Here is a 20,805-nt window from a genome sequence, read left to right as displayed (position 1 = left end):
GGATTGATGCAAAAGGACAATTTCTACACCATGCAAGCGCATCCCGAAAAAAGCGGAAAAGTGGGAGAGAGAATCTTGGAGAATTTTCTTAAAATTTGAAAGATTGGAAGATTGAAAAATTGACTATCCTCATTCAATTTACCTATTCCTTCTGACCTCCAAATTCAAACCTTCCAAACTTCCCACTTCCATACTTCCCAACTTCCCTATGAAAATCATCCCAGCCATTGACATTATCGGCGGCAAATGCGTCCGCTTAACCCAAGGAGATTACAGCCAAAAAAAAGAATACCATGACAGTCCTTTGGAGATGGCAAAACGCTTTGAAGGAGTAGGTATCGAACGTTTGCATTTGGTGGATTTGGATGGGGCAAAAGCAAAAAAGATTGTCAATCTTGAGGTTTTGAAAAGTATCTCTGAAGGAACTTCTCTGAAAGTGGATTTTGGAGGAGGCATCCAATCTGATTTTGATATAAATCTCGCTTTTGAATCCGGTGCACATCAGGTTACCGGTGGAAGTATTGCAGTGAAAAACCCGGTTTTGTTCGAATCTTGGATTAAAAACTTTGGGAGAGAGAAAATAATCCTTGGAGCCGATGCCAAAGATCGGAAAATCGCAATTTCAGGTTGGGAAGAAACCACAACGATGGATCTGATTGATTTTATAAAATCCTACCACTCCAAGGGAATCCAATATGTGATCTGTACTGATGTGGCAAAAGATGGGTTGCTCCAAGGGCCTTCTATGGATTTGTATCAAGACATTTTATCTGAGATTCCTGAAATCAAACTGATTGCTAGTGGGGGAGTTGCCGGGTTAAAGGACTTAGAAGAACTTCAGAAAATAGGAGTTTACGGTGCAATTGTGGGAAAGGCTTACTATGAAGGCAGAATTAATCTTGACGATTTAGGGAATTTTTGAAATTTACCAAGAATGGAATTCAAAAATATTTACCAAATTGTAAGCCTGTTTAATTATCTATTTTAAAAAAAAATGATTTCAATTAATTTTAAAACTTTAAATCAAATATTATGAAAATCCGATTGATTACTTTTATGCTTTTAAGCAGCATCTACGGCACATTTGCCCAAACAAATAGCGGTTTCCATTCCAAAGGAATTGAAGGTTGTTATACCGATTATTTTGTAGCGTTTACTGAAAGAGGTGCTAAACCTGTAACCGATGGCCAACATGATGTTGTTATTTCGGTTATAAATCAAGGGAAAAGTGAGTGTTATTTTGGGAAAGCCACTGTAAAAGACGGGAAATTTGTCAGTCCTGTTATGATACAAAAAGATGATATGTCTTTTGTCCCTTTAAATACCATATTTAAAAGCCTAGATCAAAACTGGCTTGAGGAGCAAGACATGTCCACACTAAATGATATTACTGATGGAATGTCCAACATATTTTTGACCAAAGAAAAATATGAGTTGAGGATGTTTTTTTACACATTTGTCCATCCCACAGCTAGGGAGAATAGAAAGGCTCCACCGGCTAGTGTTTTGTTGAAAAAATAAGTTTTTGTTAGCTTTTCAAGTTTTAATAAAACATGCTTTCCTGCCCACAAATCGATTTTTGTGGGCAGGTTTTTTTATTTTTTCTCAATTTTTTCATAGGAGGCCAAAACGCCTCTTACCATGGCAGCTGAAAAGCCCTGATGTTCCATTTCATTGAGTCCGACGATAGTACATCCTTTTGGCGTGGTGACTTTATCGATGGCTTCTTCGGGGTGGATATTTTTTTGAATCATCAATTCTGCAGCGCCTTTCACTGTCTGATTTACTATTTTGCTTGCAGTCTTGGCATCAAATCCTATCTGTATTCCTCCCTGTATCATCGCCCTCATAAACCTCAACACATAGGCAATCCCACAAGCTCCGAGGACTGTCGCTGCTTCCATTAAACTTTCATCTATGGTGATGCTAAAGCCTACGCTGTTAAATAAATCCTTAACCTGATTTTCTGTGGTTTCATTGATGTTTCGCCCGCAGATACAGGTTACCGACTCACGGATATCAGCAGCAATATTCGGCATTGCCCTGAAGGCAGTTGTTTGTGGTTCTATTTCCTGAAAGATTTCATCCAAGGTAATCCCTGTTGCTACTGATACAATGGTCTGTTTTTTGGGATTTAGAACAGGTTTGATTTCTTTTAGGATTGCCGTGACGTTATATGGTTTCACGCCAAGTATGACAATGTCCGCTTCTTTTGCAGCGATCTGATTGTCAGAATGTACCCGCACACCTTTATCCTGAAGATAAAGCAGGCTTGATGGATTTCTTTTGGTGACATGGAGATTTTGTGGCAAAAAATCAGCCTGCTCCAGCAAGCCGTTGGCTATAGAGGTTCCGAGATTTCCGCAACCGATGATTGCAATTCTGATATCTTTCAGCATGTTAGGTTTCTTGTATTTAAGGTTTGATAGCCTAAAGGTAAAAAGTAATGCTTGTTTTTGGGAGTTTTCCTCCTAAGCTAATCTCCCAAGCCTCATTTTTTTTGAAACGTTATTTTAAAAATAAAATTGTTGATTGAAAAAATTAGCAATTTTACTTGACTTAATGTAAAACAAACTTTACATTTGGTAAAAATATCTTTACAATTATGAAAAATGATAAATTATTAAATGTTCCGATGTTGGATAGGAAATGGAGGCCTTTGTCCTTTTTCTTTTTTCCACTGCCTGTTTTATTGGTGATTATCTTAAAAGTATTTCAATTGTCCGGAATCATTGGAATAGAAATTTCCGGCGAAGAGGTAGCAGAAATCTGTTATTCATTTTGGGCAATCGGCTTTATCATTCTTATCCTTTCCAAAGAAAAAGAGGAGGATGAAATGATCCGATTATTTAGGTTGCAGGCATTTCAAACGGGATTTTATTGGTTGATGTGGGGGTTGGGAGTGTTGATTGTCATTCATTTCCTTAGTAAAACTGATTTTTCAATACTAACCGGACCACCGATTTCAGCTTCATTGGTGATGTTTCTATTGAGTGCCTATGTTTTTGCAGCATTCAAATATCAAATCTGGAAATCTTCAAAAGAACTTTAAATCCTTGAAAACCATGTTGACAAAAATGTTATTACCTCGCCGCTTTCAGCTGATTGGCTGGATCATGTTTTTTCCTTTGGCCATTTTATTGGTGTTAAATGGATTTTATGATTACGAAATAGATTGGCTTACATGGGATAATTTCCGTTCAGGAGATATTTTTAATACATCAAATGAGAATTTCACAAATGAAATTTCGATTGTCGGAACTTTTCTATCCCTTTTCTTCATCGCTTTTTCCAAAGAAAAGCAAGAAGACGAGTACATTCAGAAGCTCAGGTTGGACAGTTTGCTCATTGCATTTTATGTTTACGGACTGCTTACGGTATTGGGAACCTTGGTTTTTTATAGTGTTGGCTACCTTGAATTTATGGGCTTCAATATGTTTTCGATCCAATTGGTGTTTATACTTCGCTTCAGATGGGTAATGTATAGACAACAAAACACCTTGTCATTGATCTAAATCAGGGCTCCATGAAAAACACCGTAAAAGTAGAACGTGCCAAGAAAGACATGACCCAACAGGACCTTGCGGATAAGATCGGTGTCTCCCGGCAGACGATTAATTCCATAGAAGCGGGAAAGTATGTTCCGTCTACTGTCCTTGCGCTCAAAATTGGCCGGGTATTCCAGACGCCTTTGGAATTGATTTTTGAGTTAGAGGATGGAGATTGAGTCATTATACATCGCCAATTAAAAGTAAAGAGGAAATCAGATATGCTTTTTTGAAATTTTAAACCCAACTAAAAACAATAAAAAGTTATATTTGGCATTTTAAACGCAAAAAACTGAATGTCAAAAATCATCCGAATCACCACAGTACCTATTTCATTAAAGCTTTTACTTTCTGGACAGATGAAGTTTATGAAAGACGCAGGATGGGAGGTATTGATGGTCAGTGCAGATGGCAAGGAGATAAATGAGATTGTAAAAAAGGAAGGTTGTCCTCATGAGGTCATTCCATTTACACGTAAAATCACCCCATTGCAAGACCTTGCCTGCTTATGGCAGCTTTATAACCTGATAAAAAGAGAAAAACCCGATATCGTTCATACCCATACCCCAAAAGCAGGGTTATTGGGGATGTTGGCATCCAAGCTCGCCGGCGTTAAAATTAGGATTCATACCGTTGCAGGTTTGCCATACATGGTGGCAGAAAAGCAAAAAAAGAGCTTGCTGGTCAAAATCGAAAAGCTTACCTATTCATGGGCAACCCATGTGTGGCCAAATTCCCGTTCTCTGAAAAGATTTATAGTAGATGAAAATCTGGTTGGCCAAGAAAAATTGAAAGTGATCGGTAATGGCTCGTCTAATGGGGTAGATCTTGAGAAATTCAACCGAGGAGTCTTGAAAGAAAACCACCTTGTAGCAGCCACAATGAGGATTATGCCGGGAGATAATGATTTCATTATCCTGGCTGTTGGCAGATTGGTAAAGGATAAAGGCATAGAGGAATTGGTAACTGCTTTTTTGGATTCCAAAATTTCAGAAAGGTCAAAGTTGGTTCTGCTTGGGTCCTTCGAACAGGAGCTCAACCCAATAGATGAGGAAATAGTCAGAAAAATAAAAGACCATCCTAGAATCGTTCAAATTGAATGGACTGACCATGTGGCGCATTACCTTGCTTTGGCAGATGTATTGGTTCATGCCTCACATAGGGAAGGATTCCCCAATGTGCTTTTAGAGGCAGGGGCTATGCAGGTTCCGATCATTTGTTCTGATATAATTGGCAACACAGATATAGTAACAAACAAAAAAACAGGTCTGGTTTTTCCTGTAAAGAACAAAGATGTTTTGAAAGATGCCTTGGAATTTGCCTATATCAAAAGGGAGGTCATGCAGGAATTGGCAGATAATTTGTATTCTGAAGTAGAGGATAAGTACCAGAGGAAGAAAATGCATCAGTTGATTTTAGAGAATTACAATAACTGCCTAAACTCTTTGGAGGATAATTAAAGTTGTCCAAACTAAAAACTCTTAGAAATTAGGCGTAATAATGTTAATTATTTTAATTTTTATTCGTTTTTTAGCAAATAATTTAAAAAAAGGAAAATGAAATATCTCGTTACAGGTACTGCTGGTTTTATCGGTTTTCATGTTGCACTTTATCTTCTTAAAAGAGGAGAATCTGTCGTTGGGGTTGATAATATCAATGATTACTATGACGTCAACCTTAAGTATCAACGGCTTGAAGAATGTGGGATAATCCGTAACGCTATTTCTGATAATAAAAAAGCCATATCCAATAAGTTCCCTGAGTATTCTTTTTACAAAATGGATCTTTCTGATAAGGCGGTTTTGATGGATATCTTTGAAAAAGAAAAAATTGATGTAGTCATCAATCTTGCTGCCCAAGCAGGTGTTAGGTATTCCCTAACCAATCCTGACGCCTATATTACCGCAAACATCCAATCATTTTTGAATATTCTTGAGGCCTGCAGGGCCTATCCTGTGAAGCATTTGGTTTATGCTTCTTCCAGTTCTGTGTATGGTGCTAATACCAAGATGCCATTTTCGACTTCGGATAACATAGACCATCCTGTAAGTTTATATGCAGCTACCAAAAAATCAAATGAATTGATGGCACATACCTACAGCCATTTATTCAATATCCCTACAACAGGATTGAGGTTTTTTACGGTTTATGGCCCTTGGGGTAGGCCGGATATGGCTCTGTTTTTATTTATTGAGGCAATCGAAAAAGGCAAGCCCATTCAGGTTTTCAACCATGGTAAAATGAAAAGGGACTTCACCTACATAGATGATATTGTAGAAGGAATAATTAGGGTGGCTGACAGACCGGCAAAACCTAATCCTGAATGGACAGGACAGGATCCTGACCCGGGATCTTCGTATGCCCCATTTAAAGTCTATAATATTGGAAATTCTCAGCCGGTAGAATTAATGGATTATATCGGAGCTTTGGAAAAAGCTTTGGGAAAAGAAGCCATTAAGAATATGCTTCCTCTGCAGCCGGGAGATGTCCCGGCCACTTATGCTGATGTGACGGATCTCAAGAGAGATACAGGATATCAGCCACAAACTTCAGTGGAAGAGGGTGTTGCCAAATTCGTAGCTTGGTATAAAGAATCCTACGGAAAGTAAATTTGCTTTCTGGATTTTGATTGCAAAACAATCGACTATACTAAATCGAATGACTATTCATTTGATCCCCAAAACTTTCTATCCTCAGATATGAAAAAAAATATCCTAATTACAGGTGGTGCAGGATTTATCGGCTGTCATGTGGTACAGCTATTTGTCCAGAAATATCCTCATTACCATATTATTAATTTGGATTGTTTGACATATGCGGGTAATCTTGAAAATCTCAGTGAAATTGAAAATGCCGAAAATTACACTTTCGAGAAAGCGAATATTCTGGATGTTGAGGCATTGACCGAAGTTTTTTCAAAGCACCAAATCACTGATGTAATCCACTTGGCTGCCGAATCACATGTTGACAGGTCGATCACTGATCCTTTGGCATTTGTAAAAACAAATGTGATCGGAACAGTCAATCTATTGAATGTGGCGAAATCTTATTGGAAAGAATACCAAAGCCATCTTTTCTACCACGTCTCGACTGATGAAGTTTACGGTTCTTTGGATCATGGCGGTTTTTTTACAGAAACAACCCCATATGATCCGCAGTCTCCTTATTCTGCTTCAAAAGCCGCTTCGGATCACTTTGTAAGGGCATATAGCAATACCTACAAGTTGAGAACTGTCATCTCAAATTGTTCCAATAATTACGGGCCCAATCAATTTCCTGAAAAGTTGATTCCACTTTGCATCAACAATATCAAAAATAACAGGCCTCTTCCGGTATACGGAAAAGGGGAAAATATCAGGGATTGGTTGTATGTCGTGGATCATGCGAGGGCTATAGACATGGTTTTTCATCATGGAAAAAATGGTGAGACATACAATATTGGAGGTTTCAATGAATGGATGAATATTGAAATTGTGAAGCTTCTGTGCCAAAAGATGGATGAAAAGCTCGGAAGGGAAAAAGGAACATCTGAAAAACTGATCACCTATGTCAAAGACCGGGCAGGGCATGACCTGAGGTATGCCATAGATGCATCCAAAATTCAGAAAGAGTTAGGGTGGGAGCCAAGCCTTCAGTTTGAGGAGGGTATCAGTAAAACCATTGATTGGTATTTGGAGAATGAATCATGGCTAGAAAATGTGACATCAGGCAATTATCAAAAGTATTATCAGGAACATTACGGGAAATGATTTCCCAAGTGACCATAAAAAAACACCCGGCCAATTTGGTCGGGTGTTTTTCATTTAGGATAAACTGAAGCTATTTCACTTCCACTTTTTCGATTTCCTTGAAGATATCGATCTGAGTGGCTTTTGCTTTTTCCTCAAATTGTTTCCAATCATTTTCGAAGAAATCATTCCAGACTTTCATAGCAGACTCAGCACTCTCTTTGGCTTGTTGTAACAGTCTTGCCTCTGTTGGTCCAGGTGCTGTGTAAGAAGAATTGGCATAACTTCTCGGGGCAAACAGCCTAGTCATGGTGCTTGGATAAAGATTTCTGATAATTCCCTGACCTTCCCTTGTAGGACCGTAAAATGCCTCTCTGGTAGAATCTACTTTCTTTTTGGTTTCATTGGCAAGTTTGACCAATTCTTTGACAGATTCAGAATCCACATCTTTGGCATAGGCCAATAGTTTGTCTATTGTCTTTTTAGCATCATCAAGCTGACGGGTTGCTTTCATGACTTCACCTGATAGTGCCTCGGTTTGTTTTATAAATTCTTCTCGAGCTTTCAAGTCAGCCAAATTCGGTTGAATCCTAGGATCTGAATACACCATGATAGCCGTTTCCGCGGTTTCATCTCCATATTTTAATACCACTTTGTATTTTCCTGGTAAAGCATCGCCTCCGCTTGCTTCATAGAATCCCCTTGCCCTGCCGCCTTGGCCACCACCGCCACCTCGAAAAGAAGGGGTTTCTACACTTGCCTTTCTGTCAAGATTCCAAGAAACCTTATTCACACCTTGTGTAGGAAGCTTCTTAATTGTTCTTATTTGTTCTCCTTCTTCATTGAAAATGGAAACAACCACAGAATCAAGTTTTTCTTTGCCGGGATCATTGAGGATAAAACTTAACCTTCCTCCAAAATCCCTGTTTTCAGCTGCATATTTACCGTCTGCAGGGAACCTTTCACCGTGAGGCTGGTGGATTTCTGCCTGAAAGGCATCAGGTGCAGCGATTGCTGTTAACTTTTCAACGGGGGTTTTTCCAGAATTTTTTGCAAAAACTCTCAATGGTCTGATATCATCAAGGACATAAATAGAGCGGCCAAATGTTCCGATTACCAAATCAGCTTCTCTTTCTTGGATTACCATGTCATAAGTGGAGACTGCATTTGGATAGCCATGTCTCCATTGGTTCCATGTTTTGGCATTGTCAAAACTTACATACAGGCCATATTCTGTCCCCAAGAAAACCAAGTTCGGTTCTACAGGATCTTGTACAATGGACAGGGCAAAACCCCAAACCTTACTGTCATCTGCGATTCTTTCATAAGTCGCACCATAGTTTTTGGTTCTGTAGGCATAGGCTGAGAAATCATTGTTCCGGTAATTGTTGGCAATGATCCAAGCCTCTCCTGCATCATATTTTGATGCTTGGATCTGCGGAATCCAGCTCGCTTTTGGAAGACCTGTAAGCTTGGCTGATGTGTTGGTCCAGGTTTTTCCTCCGTCTTTGGTCACTTGGACATTACCGTCATCAGTTCCCACCCATATCACATTAGGATCTACAGGACTTGGAGCAATGGCGATGATGGTGGTGTGGTTTTCAGCACCGGTGACATCAAAGGTCAAACCACCTGTTTCTTGTTGCTTTTGTTTTTCAGGATCGTTGGTGGTCAAATCCGGGGAGATAATCTCCCAGGTCTCACCACGGTCTGTACTTTTATGCAAAAACTGACTTCCATAATAAATGGTGGTCATGCTGTGTGGATCCTGGGCAATGGCTGCATTCCAATTGAACCTCAAAAAGACATCCTTGTCAGGATGGGTTGGTCTGACAGTTCTCGTATGTCCGGTTTCTTTGTCATATCTACCAACATTTCCTCCTTGGGACATGGCGTAGCCATATCTGGAATCAGCTGGATCGGGTACTACATCGAACCCATCCCCGAACATGATTTCTTGCCAATAAGTGTTTCTGATGCCATCTCTTCTCCAGACATAAGCAGGTCCCACCCAGCTTCCATTGTCCTGAAGGCCGCCGTAAATATTGTAAGGAACTTCATTGTCTACATTGATATGGTACCATTGCCCAACAGGAATGTTTTCAGCAAAATACCAGGTTTTTCCTCCGTCACGGGTAATATTCAATCCTCCGTCATTTCCATCGATCATCAATTTTGGATCATTGGGATTGATATACCAAGCATGGTGATCCGGGTGAACTCCAGAATAAGATAAGATCTCATTAAATGAACGCCCCCCATCCTCACTCATTCCTACCCTAGAATAAAGCGTATAAACTCTGTCAGCATTTTTGGGATCTGCATGGATTTCAAAATAATAGAAAGGACGGTCACCGATCTCAGGTTTGTCATTCATCATCTTGAAATTACTGCCTCCGTCTTCAGAGACATACAAGGCATTTTTGGATGACTCAATCAGAGCATATACCTTTTGGCTGTTGGCTTTAGATATTGCAAGTCCCATTCTTCCCAGATCACCCTTTGGAAGCCCGTTTTTATCATCCAGTTTTTTCCATGTTTCCCCACCGTCTATCGTTACATGGAGGCCTGAAGATGGTCCCCCTGATTTGAAAAACCATGGATATCTCCTATGTTCCCACATATTGACAAAAATCTTGTTGGGATTATTTGGATCCATAATCATCTCTCCGACACCAGTCTTGGTATCTATATAAAGGATTTTTTTCCATGTTTTGCCACCATCTGTGGTTTTGTACAAGCCACGGTCTTCTTGTTCTCCCCAAGGGGAACCGATAGCTCCGACGTAAACTGTATTAGGGTCATCAGGGTGCACTATGATTCTATGTATGGCTTTGGTTTTTTCCAATCCCATTGGCTGCCAAGTCTGACCTGCATCCATAGATCTGTATACTCCAAAGCCCATATTTAATGAGTTTCTTGGATTTCCTTCTCCTGTCCCCACCCAGATAATGCTTGGGTTCTTTTGGTAAATAGAAATGGCTCCGATTGAATGCACTTTTTCCTCGTCAAAAATCGGGGACCAGGTGATTCCTCCCGAAGTTGATTTCCACAGGCCTCCCGAAGCAGATCCTGCGTAAATAATCTGTGGATTTTCATCAATGGCATCAATGGCAGTTATCCTTCCGCTCATAGCAGCAGGACCTACATTGCGCGCTTTCATGGATTTAAATTGATCCATGTCAACTTTCTGCGCTAACGATGCTGGTTGTGTGGCAAACATCCACAGCATCACCAAACCAAGAAAGCTCAATTGGGTTAATATTCTTTTTTTCATAGAGGGATATTTTCTTTTCTAAATATTAAATAAATTCAAATAGGTCAGGTAAAATATTCTTTTGATACAAAGGGGGGAATGGTTTGATGGATGGAGGATTGATTTTTCCATTTTGATAATTCAAATCCTCCACTTCCGATCAATCGCTATAATTTTTAGGAATGATTAAAAAAAAAAGTTTGAAAATATAGTTTGGCAGATAGTGTTTTTCATTTTTTTTTAGGCTTTCCTATTATAATAAACCTACTTTTGACCGTTGATGATTTGGGCTAAAGATTGTCCTGTGCAAGTGTAAGTTTCCTTGCAAATGAAAAAATAAATCTGAACTTTGTACACAATTACGTAGGTTACATATACATGAAAAAGATTGCAATTTTAGGATTTTGCTTGGTTTTGGGTTTTCAGGTCAATGCAAAGGAATTAGTATCAAGGGATTCAGTAGGGATAGAAAAAGTTGGAAATAAAACTTTTATTATTCATCAAGTCGATGAAAAAGAAACACTTTTTGGTATTTCAAGGCGGTATCAAGTTGCTGTCAATGACATTATGCAAAATAACGCCCAGCTTTCCGAAGGAATAAAAATCGGTCAGCGGATCAGAATCCCATTTGTTACCAAATCAGCTGTACCTTCCGGATCCTCTCTCCACAAAGTTGCCCCCGGAGAAACGATGTTTTCGATTTCCAAAAAATATGGAGTCTCCGTTTCTGATATTTTAAGCTGGAATAACCTCCAAGGTGCTGATCTTAGTGTCGGTCAGTCACTCATCATCCAAGGTGTAGAACCCAAACCTACTCCTTCCCAAGCGGTTAGCAATCCTGTCATTCAAGCTAAAGAAGTAGAAAAAGTAACAACGGTAGCTGCTCCCGTGGTAAATACTGTTTCTGAACCTAAACCCAATTCCCCAAAAACACCTAATCCGGTTGCTGAGACACCAACACCATCAAAAACTGCATTGCCGACAAACTTGCCGGGGGACTGGATCACACATACGGTAAGCCCGGGAGAAACCCTGTTTTCGATTTCCCAAAAGTATAGCGCAAACATCGAAGACATACAGACCTGGAATGGATTGGGATCGAATAGTATCTCTGTGGGTCAAAAACTCAAGGTAGGAAGAGAAGCCAATTCGACGGTCCCTGTAGTAACCTCTTCTGTGCCTGTCATCATCAACAATGAAAAAACCAATGCTACTTTGAGTACTGCAAAAGGAGATTTAGGTGACACCAATGGAAGTACTGCTTATAAAAATATCAAAGAAACCGGTTTGGCAGAAGTCATAGAAGGAACTTCCAACCATAAAAAATACCTTGTCCTTCACAAAGAAGCTCCTGTGGGAACCATCATGAGAGTTAGGAATGAGGAGAATGACATTACTATATTTGCAAGAGTAGTAGGCAAGCTTCCTGATACAGGAGACAACAGCAAACTTGTGGTAAAGTTGTCCAAGGCTGCATATGACCAGCTTAGGGCAGTGAATGCAAGGTTCCCGGTAGAGATTTCTTATTGATTTCCCCATGAATAAAGGCCAACTGATATTTCACCACTTTTTTAGATTCATCTGGAATTCCATTTTTGTGCTGACATATCCTATTTTGGCTACATTTGGGTTGTTATTTGTCGGTATTACATATCTTTTTTCTTTGTTGTCGCGGGTTTTTGCAGGAATTAGAAAAGGCAAAAAGGCCGAAGTTATTTTGGACTCTGAATGGATGGTATTGCCTCAGACCGAAGGGTTGTTGGAAGCCAAAATGTATAAACAAATCATGTTTGGGCCTTCCTGTTTCCAACTGAGAAGGATTGATGGTGTGCCTTCTGTCTTGCAGGATCATTATTTTGGAAATAAGGTCAGGTTTATTGAAGAAGGGATTTTGCTGGAAAAATGGAACAGCACAGATTCCAAGGAATTGCCTGATTTTGATATCTGTCTTTACAATCCTGATACCGATACTCTAACCTCTTTGACCAATATTAAATGCTTTGATTGGCATCTTTCTGAAAAAGAAAATAAAAATCTGTCTTTCAAATGGTTTGACGGCATACAGGGCGGAGAGGTCAAAGTAGCAATTTGACATGTATTTAAAAGATTTTTTGGATCAAAAAGTAACACAATATAACCAACCTGGATTTATAGAGCTTGATCCAGTCTCTATCCCTCATCGGTTTTCTATCAAGCAGGATATTGAAATAGCGGGTTTTTTTGCCGCAACTTTGGCATGGGGTCAGCGAAAAACCATCATCAACAAATGCCTGCAACTAATGGAAATGATGGATAATTCACCCTACCAATTCATGTTGCACCACAAAGAATCTGACTTGAAGCCATTCTTGAATTTCAAGCACCGCACCTTTAATGATTTGGATACGCTTTATTTTATCCGGTTTTTTTCTGCTTTTTATAAAGAAAAGGAATCTTTGGAAAGTGCTTTTACAATTGGATGGAATGAGGAGGAAGACATTATGTCTGTACTATTGAAAAATTTTCATCAATATTTTTTTCAGGATCCATTTGCTCCAAGCAGGACCAAAAAACATGTAGCCACACCGGACCGGAATTCGGCCTGTAAGCGGTTGAATATGTTTTTGAGATGGATGGTAAGGAAAGACGAAAAGGGTGTGGATTTCGGTATTTGGGATACCATTCGGCCCTATCAGTTGATTTGTCCCTGTGACCTGCATGTAGATCGAGTAGGACGAAAATTGGGTCTGATTACTAGGAAACAGACCGATTGGTGGACAGCAGTAGAGTTGACCCGAAGGCTAAGAGAGTTTGACCCTATTGATCCTGTCAAATATGATTTTGCTTTGTTTGGACTGGGAGTGGAGGAGAAGTTTTGAATCACTTCTCCTATTATCCATCCTTATTTCGGCCATTCAGCAGGATTTTTTCTCCACTCTACGAGCGAAGCTAAGGTATAATCATCAATGAAATCATCTGCTAGAGCCTGCGGAAGCATAGATGAGTAATCACTCAGACAAACCAATTTCACCCCTGCTTCTTCAAAGTTTTGTTTGGCAACATCAAAACCATAAGTAAAAATAGCGACCATCCCCAAAACCTCAAATCCGGAGGCTTTTAGGTCAGCCACTGCCTTCAATGAGCTTCCTCCTGTGGAAACCAAGTCTTCAATGACCACTACTTTTTGACCCGGGGTTACTTTTCCCTCGATCATATTTTCCATGCCATGTCCTTTGGCTTTGGATCTGACATACAAAAACGGGAGGTCCATGGTATCTGCAATAAGTGCCCCCTGAGGTATTCCTGCTGTGGCAACTCCCGCAATTGCTTCCGCATCAGGAAAATATTGATGTATAACCTCAATAAGCTTATTTTTAATATATTTTCTGACTTTGGGATAGGATAAAGATAATCTGTTATCACAATAAATCGGGGACTTCCAGCCCGAAGCCCAGGTAAAAGGATTGTTGGGTTGTAATCTTATAGCTTCTATTTCCATTAGCTTTGAAGCTACTTCTGAAGCGGTTTTTTTGTCGAATATTTCCATGGTCTAAAATTAAGGTATAAATTCCAAGCGGGGATTGTGCAGGCTTAAAAATTTTATGCATTTTTGGTCATCTTCCTTTCAAAACCAAGGAACAAGATTTTCATCATATGAAGATTTTTATCAACGACAAACCGCTGGAACTATTTACACCTGAGGAGCTGCCCGTAGACAGAACTTTTGAAGTGATCTATGACCATCCTGAAGACATTCCTGCAACAGGCGACTTTCATGATGATGTCCTCATTATTGAGCCATCCAAGGACGTAATCATCAAATTGCTTTACCTGCTGAGGTCTAGGAAGCTTAAAAATCTAGATTCTGTAAGTGTGGTTTGTGCTGATAAACCGGCTCTAAAGTCATTTATCAAAAGTAGGTTTACAGTCATCAAAGCTGCAGGTGGCATAGTCGTCAAAGAAGATAAAGCACTTTTTATTCTAAGGTTGGGAAAATGGGATTTGCCAAAAGGGAAATTTGATAAAGGAGAAACCCCGGCTCAGTGTGCGGTTCGAGAAGTGGAGGAGGAATGTGGAATTAAAGTCAAAATAGGCTCCAAAATCACCAACACTTGGCATACTTATACCCAAGACCGGAAAAGTATTTTGAAAAAGACATATTGGTATGTCATGGAAAGTATCAACGACGCAGGGATGAAACCCCAAAAAGAAGAGGGGATTGTAGATATCCGGTGGATGGGACACCAGGAAGCCAAGACGGCTTTGGTCAATTCTTATCCTTCCATGCGGTACTTATACAAGCAATTTTTGAAAATTATGCCTAAAATTCACAATTCATAAGGCAAATAGTCTGAAACATCGCCGTTGTATCTATGGACTTCTCGGATTATTGTCGAACTCACATTTGCATACTTTGGTGAAGTTATTAAAAAAACAGTCTCCAGGTCAGGGTTAAGATTGCGGTTCATCTGACTGATTGTATTTTCATATTCAAAATCAATGGTATTTCTCAATCCTCTGACAAGAAAATTAGCGCTTTGATTTTTGGCAAGTGAAGAAGTCAATTCATTATATACCAATACTTTGACATTTTCATTCCCTACATATAGGCTGCTGATTTTTTCAACCATCATGTCAATTTCGAAATATCTGTTCTTTTTGGCCGAATTATACCCTATGGCAATGATTACTTCATCAAAAAGTTTCAGACTTCGAAGTACAATGTCATGATGGCCTTTTGTAAACGGGTCAAATGAGCCTGGAAAGAGGGCGATTTTTTTCATCTGTTGTAATGTTAGGGAAGTTCCCAATAGGATTCAAATATCTCAGATTTTTGAAATATTTCAGCACCTTCATGGTACTGTATATTTGAAAAAGGAGTTGAAATTTTGAAATTTTTAAAATATAAATTCCCCCAATCTTCGTCAATTTCATAGGATGAAATATTTCCAAATACCGAAACACGGCAGAAAGACCTGTTGAAATTTAGTTGATGGACAATACCGAGCGTGTATTTTAAAAAATCCGCTTTGTTTTTTACTTCAAATTTATTGAACAAAGAAAGTTCCTGATTTGAAAATGCTATCAAATAGAAAAAATCTTTTTGAATCAAGACCATAATCTCTTGATTCAGGAGGTTAAATTTTTCTTTTAGAGCAAATGAAAGAAAAGATGAAGCTCCATGGTGGAAAGTAATATCTGATTTATTATCCGACAATAATTCAGAAAGGTCCTTTTGAATGCTTCCTACTAGGTGGAGATTATTGCTTGATAATGTCGTATCAAATAAAAACATGTTTTCTTTTGGCTTTTCTGCAAAAAACAGAAAGATCGAGGAAAGAGAACTTTCAAACAACATACCTGGAACCAAGGAGAAAGGTGAGACATGGTTGAAAACCCGAACCGGGATATCTAGTTTCAAAAGTTTTTCATCCTTTAGTTTGAACGCCAACAACCTAGGGCTTTCATATGATTGTCGATGAATTGCTAATATTTTACCGTTTTGGTCTTTGACAAAATAAAAATAATAATCGTCAAATAAGAAAAGCGATAAACTTGACACCAATTGAGGGTCAAATTTATCGCATAGAATTTTTTCTTGGAGATTATTTTCTGTCAGGATGGCCAAAATTACTCCCAGTTACCTGAAGTAGAAGAATCGGTTCTAGATCCAACTCTAAGAGCCTTCTCTTTATTGTTGAGTCTTCTTTTCGGATTTATCGGATCAGGATCCCTGATTTCGAATACAGGAATCTCTCTTTGGGTTCTTTCTACTTTGTCAGCAAAAAACTCAAACTGCTTTCCGCCCGATCCTGGGACTACTTGAAGATTGTCCAGATTGAAATTTGGATATTTTCTTTCATTGAACAAAGAATCTATCACATTGACTGAACCAAGGGTATCATATTTGACGGTTATCTCTTCTTTTCCGTATTCAAGAAGTTTGGTTGTTTCAGTTCTTTGGACAAGCCAAATCTTACCATCTTGGATAAATTTCTTTAAATCATTCCAATTACCTGCATAAACGCCATTGGTAGCCAAATATGCAACCTGGGCATCTCTAAGCATTTGAAGTTTTTCGATAATCCTAGCTTCTGTAGCTATGATAAGTTTTTCTTGTTGCATTACATCGTCCACACTTTTGTAGAGGAAATAGCCAAGAGTAAGGGCGGAGATTAAGAAGACAATCGATAAAATTCTGGATAGTGTCATTTTTTGGATTGATTAGAACTTATGATAAGGTTGATGGTATAATCAAGATGCTATTTTATAGAATTATTTTCAAAATTAAAATAACCTTTCCATAATCTCGCATCATTCACGGATTTTATTCCCCAAAATAAGCGGTGTTTCTCCTCATTTTTGATGGATGACAATAAATTGATGTCGAGAAACTGTATTTCTGTGATCAACTGTTTGTCATTTGGCAATTCGGGATCCTTTCCCATGCTCAAAGTTCCGCCAATTTGCCTTACATGAAAATAAAGCTCTACTGCATGAAGGGGTGGATTCAAATATTCATAATTGCATAGGAAACTCTCGACTTCAATTTCAATTCCTGTTTCTTCAAGAAACTCCCGCTTTAAATTTACTTCACTCGATGTCCCATATTTCATTCCTCCACCAGGCACATTCCAAAAGTATTTGCCATTTCCCATGTTATGTTTGATCATAAGGATTTTTTCATTTTGGATCAAAACCCCGTTTACTCTTGTCCTTAGCCTTCCCCCAAATTTCTCATGAAGTTCCTTTTCCGAAATTGTCATATTAGCCTTAGCTTCGTCAATGATGATTGGTAAAGATAGTCAAGACAATTTAAAGCCTTCAATCCTATTAGGAAGAAATTTTCCTTTTGAACCCACCACAGGTCAAATGGATTTTTTCAGGCAAATGGATGGGTTTTTGATTCGAAAACCTACAATCAGCAAAGCTTTTTTGCTAAGGGGATATGCCGGCACCGGCAAGACTTCTCTTATTTCAGCTCTTGTAAAAACCCTTCCCAAGATCAAACTCAAATCTCTTTTGCTAGCACCTACGGGGAGGGCAGCAAAAGTCATGGGCAATTATAGCAATAAAGCTGCTTTTACCATCCATAAAATCATTTATAAGCCAAAAGGCGAAGCCGGGGATTTGGGTCAGGGTTTCGTACTTCAAAAGAACTATTTCAAGGACACATTATTTATCATTGATGAGGCATCAATGCTTTCAGATGACACTGCTTCAGGAAGAAGCTTACTGCGGGATTTGATTCATTTTGTATTTCAGGAATCTAGTAACCAATTGCTCTTGGTGGGAGATATCGCCCAATTGCCCCCTGTTGGCAGTTCATTGAGTCCGGGACTGGACAAAGATTATTTGATCAGGAATTTTAGGCTTGAGGTCGATGGAGTGGAATTGAAAGAGGTGATGAGGCAGCAGCTTGCCTCGGGAATATTGTTCAATGCAACCCAACTCCGGCAAAATCTGACCAAAGAACCTCCAACGGTTTCGATGGTTACCTCAGGTTTCAAAGATTTTTTCAGGATGACAGGTGAAAGATTGGAAGACGGTTTGCGCTATGCCTATGAAAAATACGGAATCGAAAACACAACGATTATTACAAGGTCAAACAAATCAGCGGTCCAATACAACCAATATATCCGAAGGACCATCCATTTTTTTGAAGATGAAATAGCAGCAGGAGACATGCTGATGATCGTCAAAAACAATTATGTCTACATGGCCGAATCAGAGAAAGTCAATTTCCTTGCAAACGGCGATTTTGCAGAAGTAATCAAGATCAGGTCATTTGAAGAAATGTATGGTCTGAGATTTGCTACATTGGAATTGAGGTTGATCGACTATCCTGATGAACCATATTTTGAAGCAAAGGTAATCCTCGATACACTCTATAGCCCGCATCCGGCTTTGAGTACCGAGCAATACCGGGAATTATACCGGCAAGTCTCTGAGGATTATGCAGATGTTGCAAACAAGACCGAAAGAATGGAATTGATAAAAAAAGATTATTATCTTTCGGCACTGCAGGTCAAGTTTGCGTATGCATTGACGTGTCATAAAGCACAGGGTGGGCAATGGGACGCTGTTTTCGTCGATCAGGGTTACCTAACAGACGATATGGTCAACCAAGATTACCTCCGATGGCTTTATACAGCAATGACCCGTGCGAAGAAAGAACTGTTTATGGTGAACTTTCACCCGAAGTTTTACCTTAATGTAAATGATTTAGAAGTTTAAAACCTAAATACAATCAAAAATGAAAAAGACCCTTTTATTCATGGTAGCTGTCCTGATGGCATTTACCGTTTACTCGCAAGATCAAAAAGGACCGGTAATCGAGTTCCAGGAAAAAGAAAAAGACTTTGGCAGCATTACCCAAGGTGACAAAGTAGAGCATGTCTTTACTTTCAAGAACACAGGAGATGGACCTCTCAAAATTCAGAATGTGGCCGTAACTTGTGGCTGTACAGCACCTAACTGGCCGAAGGAAGCCATTGCTCCGGGAGCAACAGGTGAGTTGAAAGTAGTGTACAATTCAGCAGGTAAGATGGGAACTCAAAACCCCATTATCCGGATTTATTCCAATGCTTCAGAGCCTATTGAAAAAGTATCCCTAAAAGTGAATGTATTGCCTAAAGGGCAGTAAAAAGCATTTCTAATCTTATCATTAAAGCCGATAGTATTTAAAACTATCGGCTTTATTATTTAAGGAGTATTCTAGTCTACTTTCAAAAGAACCAATAATTCTTTTCCTTCCCCATCCTTCAGGATAAGTTTTCTGTTTTCGAAAGTGTATTTTTTGGTATTGTGGAAGGCTTGGGTCACAGCCCTTTCCAATAGCATTTCAGGTTGGGGACAGGCCATCATGGTGCTCATCAAATTTCCAAATTCGATTTCTGTTTCTGTCAGTTTTGTAATGGGTCCCCTTATTGTATTACACCCGGAAAATCCAAAAATTCCTCTCTCAGCAGCGTTGAACTCTATTGTCAATGCTTTTTCCATTCCAACAGGATTTTCAATTTCGCCCACTTTCACTATTTTGAAGATATCAGTAATGCGCAGCGTTTTGTCAGTCTTTTGAGAAATTACCTCGACCAAACTGTATTTTAGACTTGAGGCATCTGCGGGAATTGGGGCAGGGAGTTGCTCAACATTTACTTTAATCTGATAAATATTACCCGGTTTATAGTCAAATCCCTCAATGCTACTGAAAAAATTGAGCCATTTGCCTTCTTCAATTTCAGCTGTTTCCTGTATCTGAAGGCAACTCATAGGGCCGACTCCCTGACAAGGTACCTTGCTGCTGTTCACCCAAAATACTTTTTCTTCAACATTTTGTTTTGCAGTCATTTTGGTGGATTTACAGGAATACATAGACATAAACAGCATTCCAAAACAGAAGATCAGGAGGTTTTTCATAAAGTCACATTTTGTTTGTTCAATTCCAAGACGAAGGAATTATACTTTTTGATTGAGGATGTGATTTTAAGGATGTTAAAAAACCTAAACACATGTCGCTCAAAATGATATTTCCTCAAGAATTACTTTTGCCAATTTCTCTGCCCAGGACTTGTACACCAAATCACTCGGATGGAGTTTGTCTTCAACAACCATCTCAGGTGAAGCTCCAATTTTTCGATATTCTTCAGTGATGTCTATGTAATGGGCCCCAAGCTCATCTGAAATACTTTTTTTAGCGGCATTGTAGGCATCAATTTCTTTGGCTACTTTTTGCTGATCGGTTCCTCTTTCTGAAGCAAAAGGAGTAATTCCCCAATCAGGAATAGAAATGACCACAACATGTTTTGGATTTCCTTCTGCGAAATTGATTGACTTGGTCAGCATTTTTCTGAATTCAATCTCGTAATCAGAAACTGACCGGCCCCGGTATTGGTTGTTTACTCCGATCAAAAGCGTGACCAAATCATAAGTATTTCCTCCAATTCCTGCGGCTTCAATGCCTTTGTCCAGCTCGTCAGTCGTCCATCCTGTTTTGGCAATGATGGTTGGGTTCTCAAAAATGAGGTTATTTGATTTTAATATTTCGACAGCTTGATTTGGGTATCTGCCTGATGATTCCACTCCCTCACCGATGGTATATGAATCTCCCAAAGCCAAATAGGTATATGTTTTTTCTTCCATTTTTTCAGTATTTTCTTTTTCCTTACATCCAAAATAGAGGCTGGAAATTAGGAGGATTTTGAGTACGATTGATTTCATTTCCCTTTGGTTAAGATTTGAAAATTTCTTCCATCAAGGTAAATGTACCCATATCTGAATCCATTTCTACATG

The 20,805-nt window shown here is 39.1% G+C and carries 23 protein-coding genes and 1 pseudogene; 15 read left to right on the top strand and 9 right to left on the bottom strand.

Annotated features, from left to right (window positions below; genetic code table 11):
- The 3 genes and pseudogenes from hisH to ACZFYI_RS03310 all read left to right on the top strand — a co-directional run.
- Positions 1-99 (top strand): annotated as a pseudogene (gene hisH, locus ACZFYI_RS03320) (imidazole glycerol phosphate synthase subunit HisH); the annotation flags it as partial.
- Positions 100-208: 109 nt separating this feature from the next.
- Positions 209-922 carry a 1-(5-phosphoribosyl)-5-[(5-phosphoribosylamino)methylideneamino]imidazole-4-carboxamide isomerase gene (gene hisA / locus ACZFYI_RS03315; protein ID WP_462522705.1) on the top strand — a complete coding sequence of 238 codons (714 nt, stop codon included), beginning with the start codon at positions 209-211 and terminating at the stop codon, positions 920-922.
- Between the two features lie 110 nt (positions 923-1,032).
- Entirely contained in the window at positions 1,033-1,521 is a 489-nt protein-coding gene (locus tag ACZFYI_RS03310) for a hypothetical protein (RefSeq protein WP_462522704.1), read from the top strand.
- A 74-nt stretch (positions 1,522-1,595) separates the two neighbouring features.
- On the opposite strand, the gene proC is transcribed toward ACZFYI_RS03310, so the two are convergent.
- Positions 1,596-2,399: a pyrroline-5-carboxylate reductase gene (gene proC, locus ACZFYI_RS03305; protein WP_462522703.1), complete on the bottom strand. Its 804-nt coding sequence runs from the start codon at positions 2,397-2,399 to the stop codon at positions 1,596-1,598.
- 206 nt (positions 2,400-2,605) lie between these two features.
- Here proC and ACZFYI_RS03300 point away from each other — a divergent pair, with 206 nt between their 5' ends.
- The 6 genes from ACZFYI_RS03300 to rfbB all read left to right on the top strand — a co-directional run bounded on the left by ACZFYI_RS03300 (position 2,606) and on the right by rfbB (position 7,297).
- A complete protein-coding gene (locus ACZFYI_RS03300) occupies positions 2,606-3,052 on the top strand; it encodes a hypothetical protein (RefSeq protein ID WP_462522702.1) in 447 nt (148 codons plus the stop codon).
- A 25-nt stretch (positions 3,053-3,077) separates the two neighbouring features.
- The gene (locus tag ACZFYI_RS03295; RefSeq protein ID WP_462522701.1) at positions 3,078-3,515 is read left to right on the top strand and encodes a hypothetical protein; all 438 of its coding nucleotides are present in this window, start codon (positions 3,078-3,080) and stop codon (positions 3,513-3,515) included.
- A gap of 11 nt (positions 3,516-3,526) precedes the next feature.
- Positions 3,527-3,727: a helix-turn-helix transcriptional regulator gene (locus tag ACZFYI_RS03290; RefSeq protein WP_259262596.1), complete on the top strand. Its 201-nt coding sequence runs from the start codon at positions 3,527-3,529 to the stop codon at positions 3,725-3,727.
- Between the two features lie 117 nt (positions 3,728-3,844).
- On the top strand, positions 3,845-5,008 hold the full coding sequence (locus tag ACZFYI_RS03285) for a glycosyltransferase family 4 protein (protein WP_462522700.1): 1,164 nt from the start codon (positions 3,845-3,847) through the stop codon (positions 5,006-5,008).
- A gap of 96 nt (positions 5,009-5,104) precedes the next feature.
- Positions 5,105-6,157, top strand: coding sequence for an NAD-dependent epimerase (locus ACZFYI_RS03280; RefSeq protein ID WP_462522699.1), 1,053 nt, complete (start codon positions 5,105-5,107; stop codon positions 6,155-6,157).
- A gap of 90 nt (positions 6,158-6,247) precedes the next feature.
- Positions 6,248-7,297: a dTDP-glucose 4,6-dehydratase gene (gene rfbB / locus ACZFYI_RS03275; protein ID WP_462522698.1), complete on the top strand. Its 1,050-nt coding sequence runs from the start codon at positions 6,248-6,250 to the stop codon at positions 7,295-7,297.
- Positions 7,298-7,367: 70 nt separating this feature from the next.
- Here rfbB and ACZFYI_RS03270 read toward each other — a convergent pair whose 3' ends face one another.
- A complete protein-coding gene (locus tag ACZFYI_RS03270) occupies positions 7,368-10,553 on the bottom strand; it encodes a WD40/YVTN/BNR-like repeat-containing protein (protein WP_462522697.1) in 3,186 nt (1,061 codons plus the stop codon).
- Positions 10,554-10,910: 357 nt separating this feature from the next.
- Here ACZFYI_RS03270 and ACZFYI_RS03265 point away from each other — a divergent pair, with 357 nt between their 5' ends.
- Genes ACZFYI_RS03265 through ACZFYI_RS03255 form a run of 3 tightly spaced genes read left to right on the top strand, consistent with a single transcriptional unit; the run spans position 10,911 to position 13,390 of the window.
- Positions 10,911-12,062, top strand: a complete 1,152-nt coding sequence (locus ACZFYI_RS03265) for a LysM peptidoglycan-binding domain-containing protein (protein WP_462522696.1) — start codon at positions 10,911-10,913, stop codon at positions 12,060-12,062.
- A gap of 7 nt (positions 12,063-12,069) precedes the next feature.
- Positions 12,070-12,624: a hypothetical protein gene (locus ACZFYI_RS03260; protein ID WP_462522695.1), complete on the top strand. Its 555-nt coding sequence runs from the start codon at positions 12,070-12,072 to the stop codon at positions 12,622-12,624.
- 1 nt (position 12,625) lies between these two features.
- The gene (locus ACZFYI_RS03255) at positions 12,626-13,390 is read left to right on the top strand and encodes a TIGR02757 family protein (protein ID WP_462522694.1); all 765 of its coding nucleotides are present in this window, start codon (positions 12,626-12,628) and stop codon (positions 13,388-13,390) included.
- Positions 13,391-13,413: 23 nt separating this feature from the next.
- Here ACZFYI_RS03255 and pyrE read toward each other — a convergent pair whose 3' ends face one another.
- Positions 13,414-14,058 (bottom strand): orotate phosphoribosyltransferase, encoded by a 645-nt coding sequence (pyrE, locus tag ACZFYI_RS03250; RefSeq protein ID WP_462522693.1) that lies wholly within the window; start codon positions 14,056-14,058, stop codon positions 13,414-13,416.
- A gap of 107 nt (positions 14,059-14,165) precedes the next feature.
- On the opposite strand from pyrE, the gene ACZFYI_RS03245 reads away from it, so the two are divergent.
- A complete protein-coding gene (locus ACZFYI_RS03245; protein WP_462522692.1) occupies positions 14,166-14,852 on the top strand; it encodes an NUDIX hydrolase in 687 nt (228 codons plus the stop codon).
- On the opposite strand, the gene coaD is transcribed toward ACZFYI_RS03245, so the two are convergent.
- From coaD to ACZFYI_RS03225, 4 genes are all read right to left on the bottom strand, one after another.
- Positions 14,840-15,295: a pantetheine-phosphate adenylyltransferase gene (coaD, locus tag ACZFYI_RS03240; RefSeq protein ID WP_462522691.1), complete on the bottom strand. Its 456-nt coding sequence runs from the start codon at positions 15,293-15,295 to the stop codon at positions 14,840-14,842. The two genes, ACZFYI_RS03245 and coaD, sit on opposite strands and share 13 nt — an antisense overlap.
- Before the next feature lie 11 nt (positions 15,296-15,306).
- Positions 15,307-16,074 (bottom strand): DUF3822 family protein, encoded by a 768-nt coding sequence (locus ACZFYI_RS03235; RefSeq protein WP_462522690.1) that lies wholly within the window; start codon positions 16,072-16,074, stop codon positions 15,307-15,309.
- A 68-nt stretch (positions 16,075-16,142) separates the two neighbouring features.
- A complete protein-coding gene (locus ACZFYI_RS03230) occupies positions 16,143-16,724 on the bottom strand; it encodes a hypothetical protein (RefSeq protein WP_462522689.1) in 582 nt (193 codons plus the stop codon).
- A 50-nt stretch (positions 16,725-16,774) separates the two neighbouring features.
- A complete protein-coding gene (locus ACZFYI_RS03225; protein ID WP_462522688.1) occupies positions 16,775-17,278 on the bottom strand; it encodes an NUDIX domain-containing protein in 504 nt (167 codons plus the stop codon).
- A gap of 22 nt (positions 17,279-17,300) precedes the next feature.
- On the opposite strand from ACZFYI_RS03225, the gene ACZFYI_RS03220 reads away from it, so the two are divergent.
- Entirely contained in the window at positions 17,301-18,749 is a 1,449-nt protein-coding gene (locus tag ACZFYI_RS03220; protein ID WP_462522687.1) for an ATP-dependent DNA helicase, read from the top strand.
- A 19-nt stretch (positions 18,750-18,768) separates the two neighbouring features.
- Positions 18,769-19,158 carry a DUF1573 domain-containing protein gene (locus ACZFYI_RS03215; RefSeq protein ID WP_462522686.1) on the top strand — a complete coding sequence of 130 codons (390 nt, stop codon included), beginning with the start codon at positions 18,769-18,771 and terminating at the stop codon, positions 19,156-19,158.
- Between the two features lie 71 nt (positions 19,159-19,229).
- Here ACZFYI_RS03215 and ACZFYI_RS03210 read toward each other — a convergent pair whose 3' ends face one another.
- A complete protein-coding gene (locus tag ACZFYI_RS03210; RefSeq protein ID WP_462522685.1) occupies positions 19,230-19,931 on the bottom strand; it encodes a DUF4377 domain-containing protein in 702 nt (233 codons plus the stop codon).
- A gap of 99 nt (positions 19,932-20,030) precedes the next feature.
- On the bottom strand, positions 20,031-20,732 hold the full coding sequence (locus ACZFYI_RS03205) for an SGNH/GDSL hydrolase family protein (RefSeq protein ID WP_462522684.1): 702 nt from the start codon (positions 20,730-20,732) through the stop codon (positions 20,031-20,033).
- Positions 20,733-20,805: the final 73 nt, after the last annotated feature.

This window comes from Aquiflexum sp. (assembly GCF_977115555.1).
This window is presented reverse-complemented; position numbering and strand designations above follow the sequence as displayed.

What these genes read in the sequence shown, in the direction of transcription:
- hisA (WP_462522705.1), top strand. Translation starts at nt 209, where the DNA reads ATGAAAATCATCCCAGCCATTGACATTATCGGCGGCAAATGCGTCCGC.
- ACZFYI_RS03310 (WP_462522704.1), top strand. Translation starts at nt 1,033, where the DNA reads ATGAAAATCCGATTGATTACTTTTATGCTTTTAAGCAGCATCTACGGC.
- proC (WP_462522703.1), bottom strand. Translation starts at nt 2,399, where the DNA reads ATGCTGAAAGATATCAGAATTGCAATCATCGGTTGCGGAAATCTCGGA.
- ACZFYI_RS03300 (WP_462522702.1), top strand. Translation starts at nt 2,606, where the DNA reads ATGAAAAATGATAAATTATTAAATGTTCCGATGTTGGATAGGAAATGG.
- ACZFYI_RS03295 (WP_462522701.1), top strand. Translation starts at nt 3,078, where the DNA reads ATGTTATTACCTCGCCGCTTTCAGCTGATTGGCTGGATCATGTTTTTT.
- ACZFYI_RS03290 (WP_259262596.1), top strand. Translation starts at nt 3,527, where the DNA reads ATGAAAAACACCGTAAAAGTAGAACGTGCCAAGAAAGACATGACCCAA.
- ACZFYI_RS03285 (WP_462522700.1), top strand. Translation starts at nt 3,845, where the DNA reads ATGTCAAAAATCATCCGAATCACCACAGTACCTATTTCATTAAAGCTT.
- ACZFYI_RS03280 (WP_462522699.1), top strand. Translation starts at nt 5,105, where the DNA reads ATGAAATATCTCGTTACAGGTACTGCTGGTTTTATCGGTTTTCATGTT.
- rfbB (WP_462522698.1), top strand. Translation starts at nt 6,248, where the DNA reads ATGAAAAAAAATATCCTAATTACAGGTGGTGCAGGATTTATCGGCTGT.
- ACZFYI_RS03270 (WP_462522697.1), bottom strand. Translation starts at nt 10,553, where the DNA reads ATGAAAAAAAGAATATTAACCCAATTGAGCTTTCTTGGTTTGGTGATG.
- ACZFYI_RS03265 (WP_462522696.1), top strand. Translation starts at nt 10,911, where the DNA reads ATGAAAAAGATTGCAATTTTAGGATTTTGCTTGGTTTTGGGTTTTCAG.
- ACZFYI_RS03260 (WP_462522695.1), top strand. Translation starts at nt 12,070, where the DNA reads ATGAATAAAGGCCAACTGATATTTCACCACTTTTTTAGATTCATCTGG.
- ACZFYI_RS03255 (WP_462522694.1), top strand. Translation starts at nt 12,626, where the DNA reads ATGTATTTAAAAGATTTTTTGGATCAAAAAGTAACACAATATAACCAA.
- pyrE (WP_462522693.1), bottom strand. Translation starts at nt 14,058, where the DNA reads ATGGAAATATTCGACAAAAAAACCGCTTCAGAAGTAGCTTCAAAGCTA.
- ACZFYI_RS03245 (WP_462522692.1), top strand. Translation starts at nt 14,166, where the DNA reads ATGAAGATTTTTATCAACGACAAACCGCTGGAACTATTTACACCTGAG.
- coaD (WP_462522691.1), bottom strand. Translation starts at nt 15,295, where the DNA reads ATGAAAAAAATCGCCCTCTTTCCAGGCTCATTTGACCCGTTTACAAAA.
- ACZFYI_RS03230 (WP_462522689.1), bottom strand. Translation starts at nt 16,724, where the DNA reads ATGACACTATCCAGAATTTTATCGATTGTCTTCTTAATCTCCGCCCTT.
- ACZFYI_RS03225 (WP_462522688.1), bottom strand. Translation starts at nt 17,278, where the DNA reads ATGACAATTTCGGAAAAGGAACTTCATGAGAAATTTGGGGGAAGGCTA.
- ACZFYI_RS03220 (WP_462522687.1), top strand. Translation starts at nt 17,301, where the DNA reads ATGATTGGTAAAGATAGTCAAGACAATTTAAAGCCTTCAATCCTATTA.
- ACZFYI_RS03215 (WP_462522686.1), top strand. Translation starts at nt 18,769, where the DNA reads ATGAAAAAGACCCTTTTATTCATGGTAGCTGTCCTGATGGCATTTACC.
- ACZFYI_RS03210 (WP_462522685.1), bottom strand. Translation starts at nt 19,931, where the DNA reads ATGAAAAACCTCCTGATCTTCTGTTTTGGAATGCTGTTTATGTCTATG.
- ACZFYI_RS03205 (WP_462522684.1), bottom strand. Translation starts at nt 20,732, where the DNA reads ATGAAATCAATCGTACTCAAAATCCTCCTAATTTCCAGCCTCTATTTT.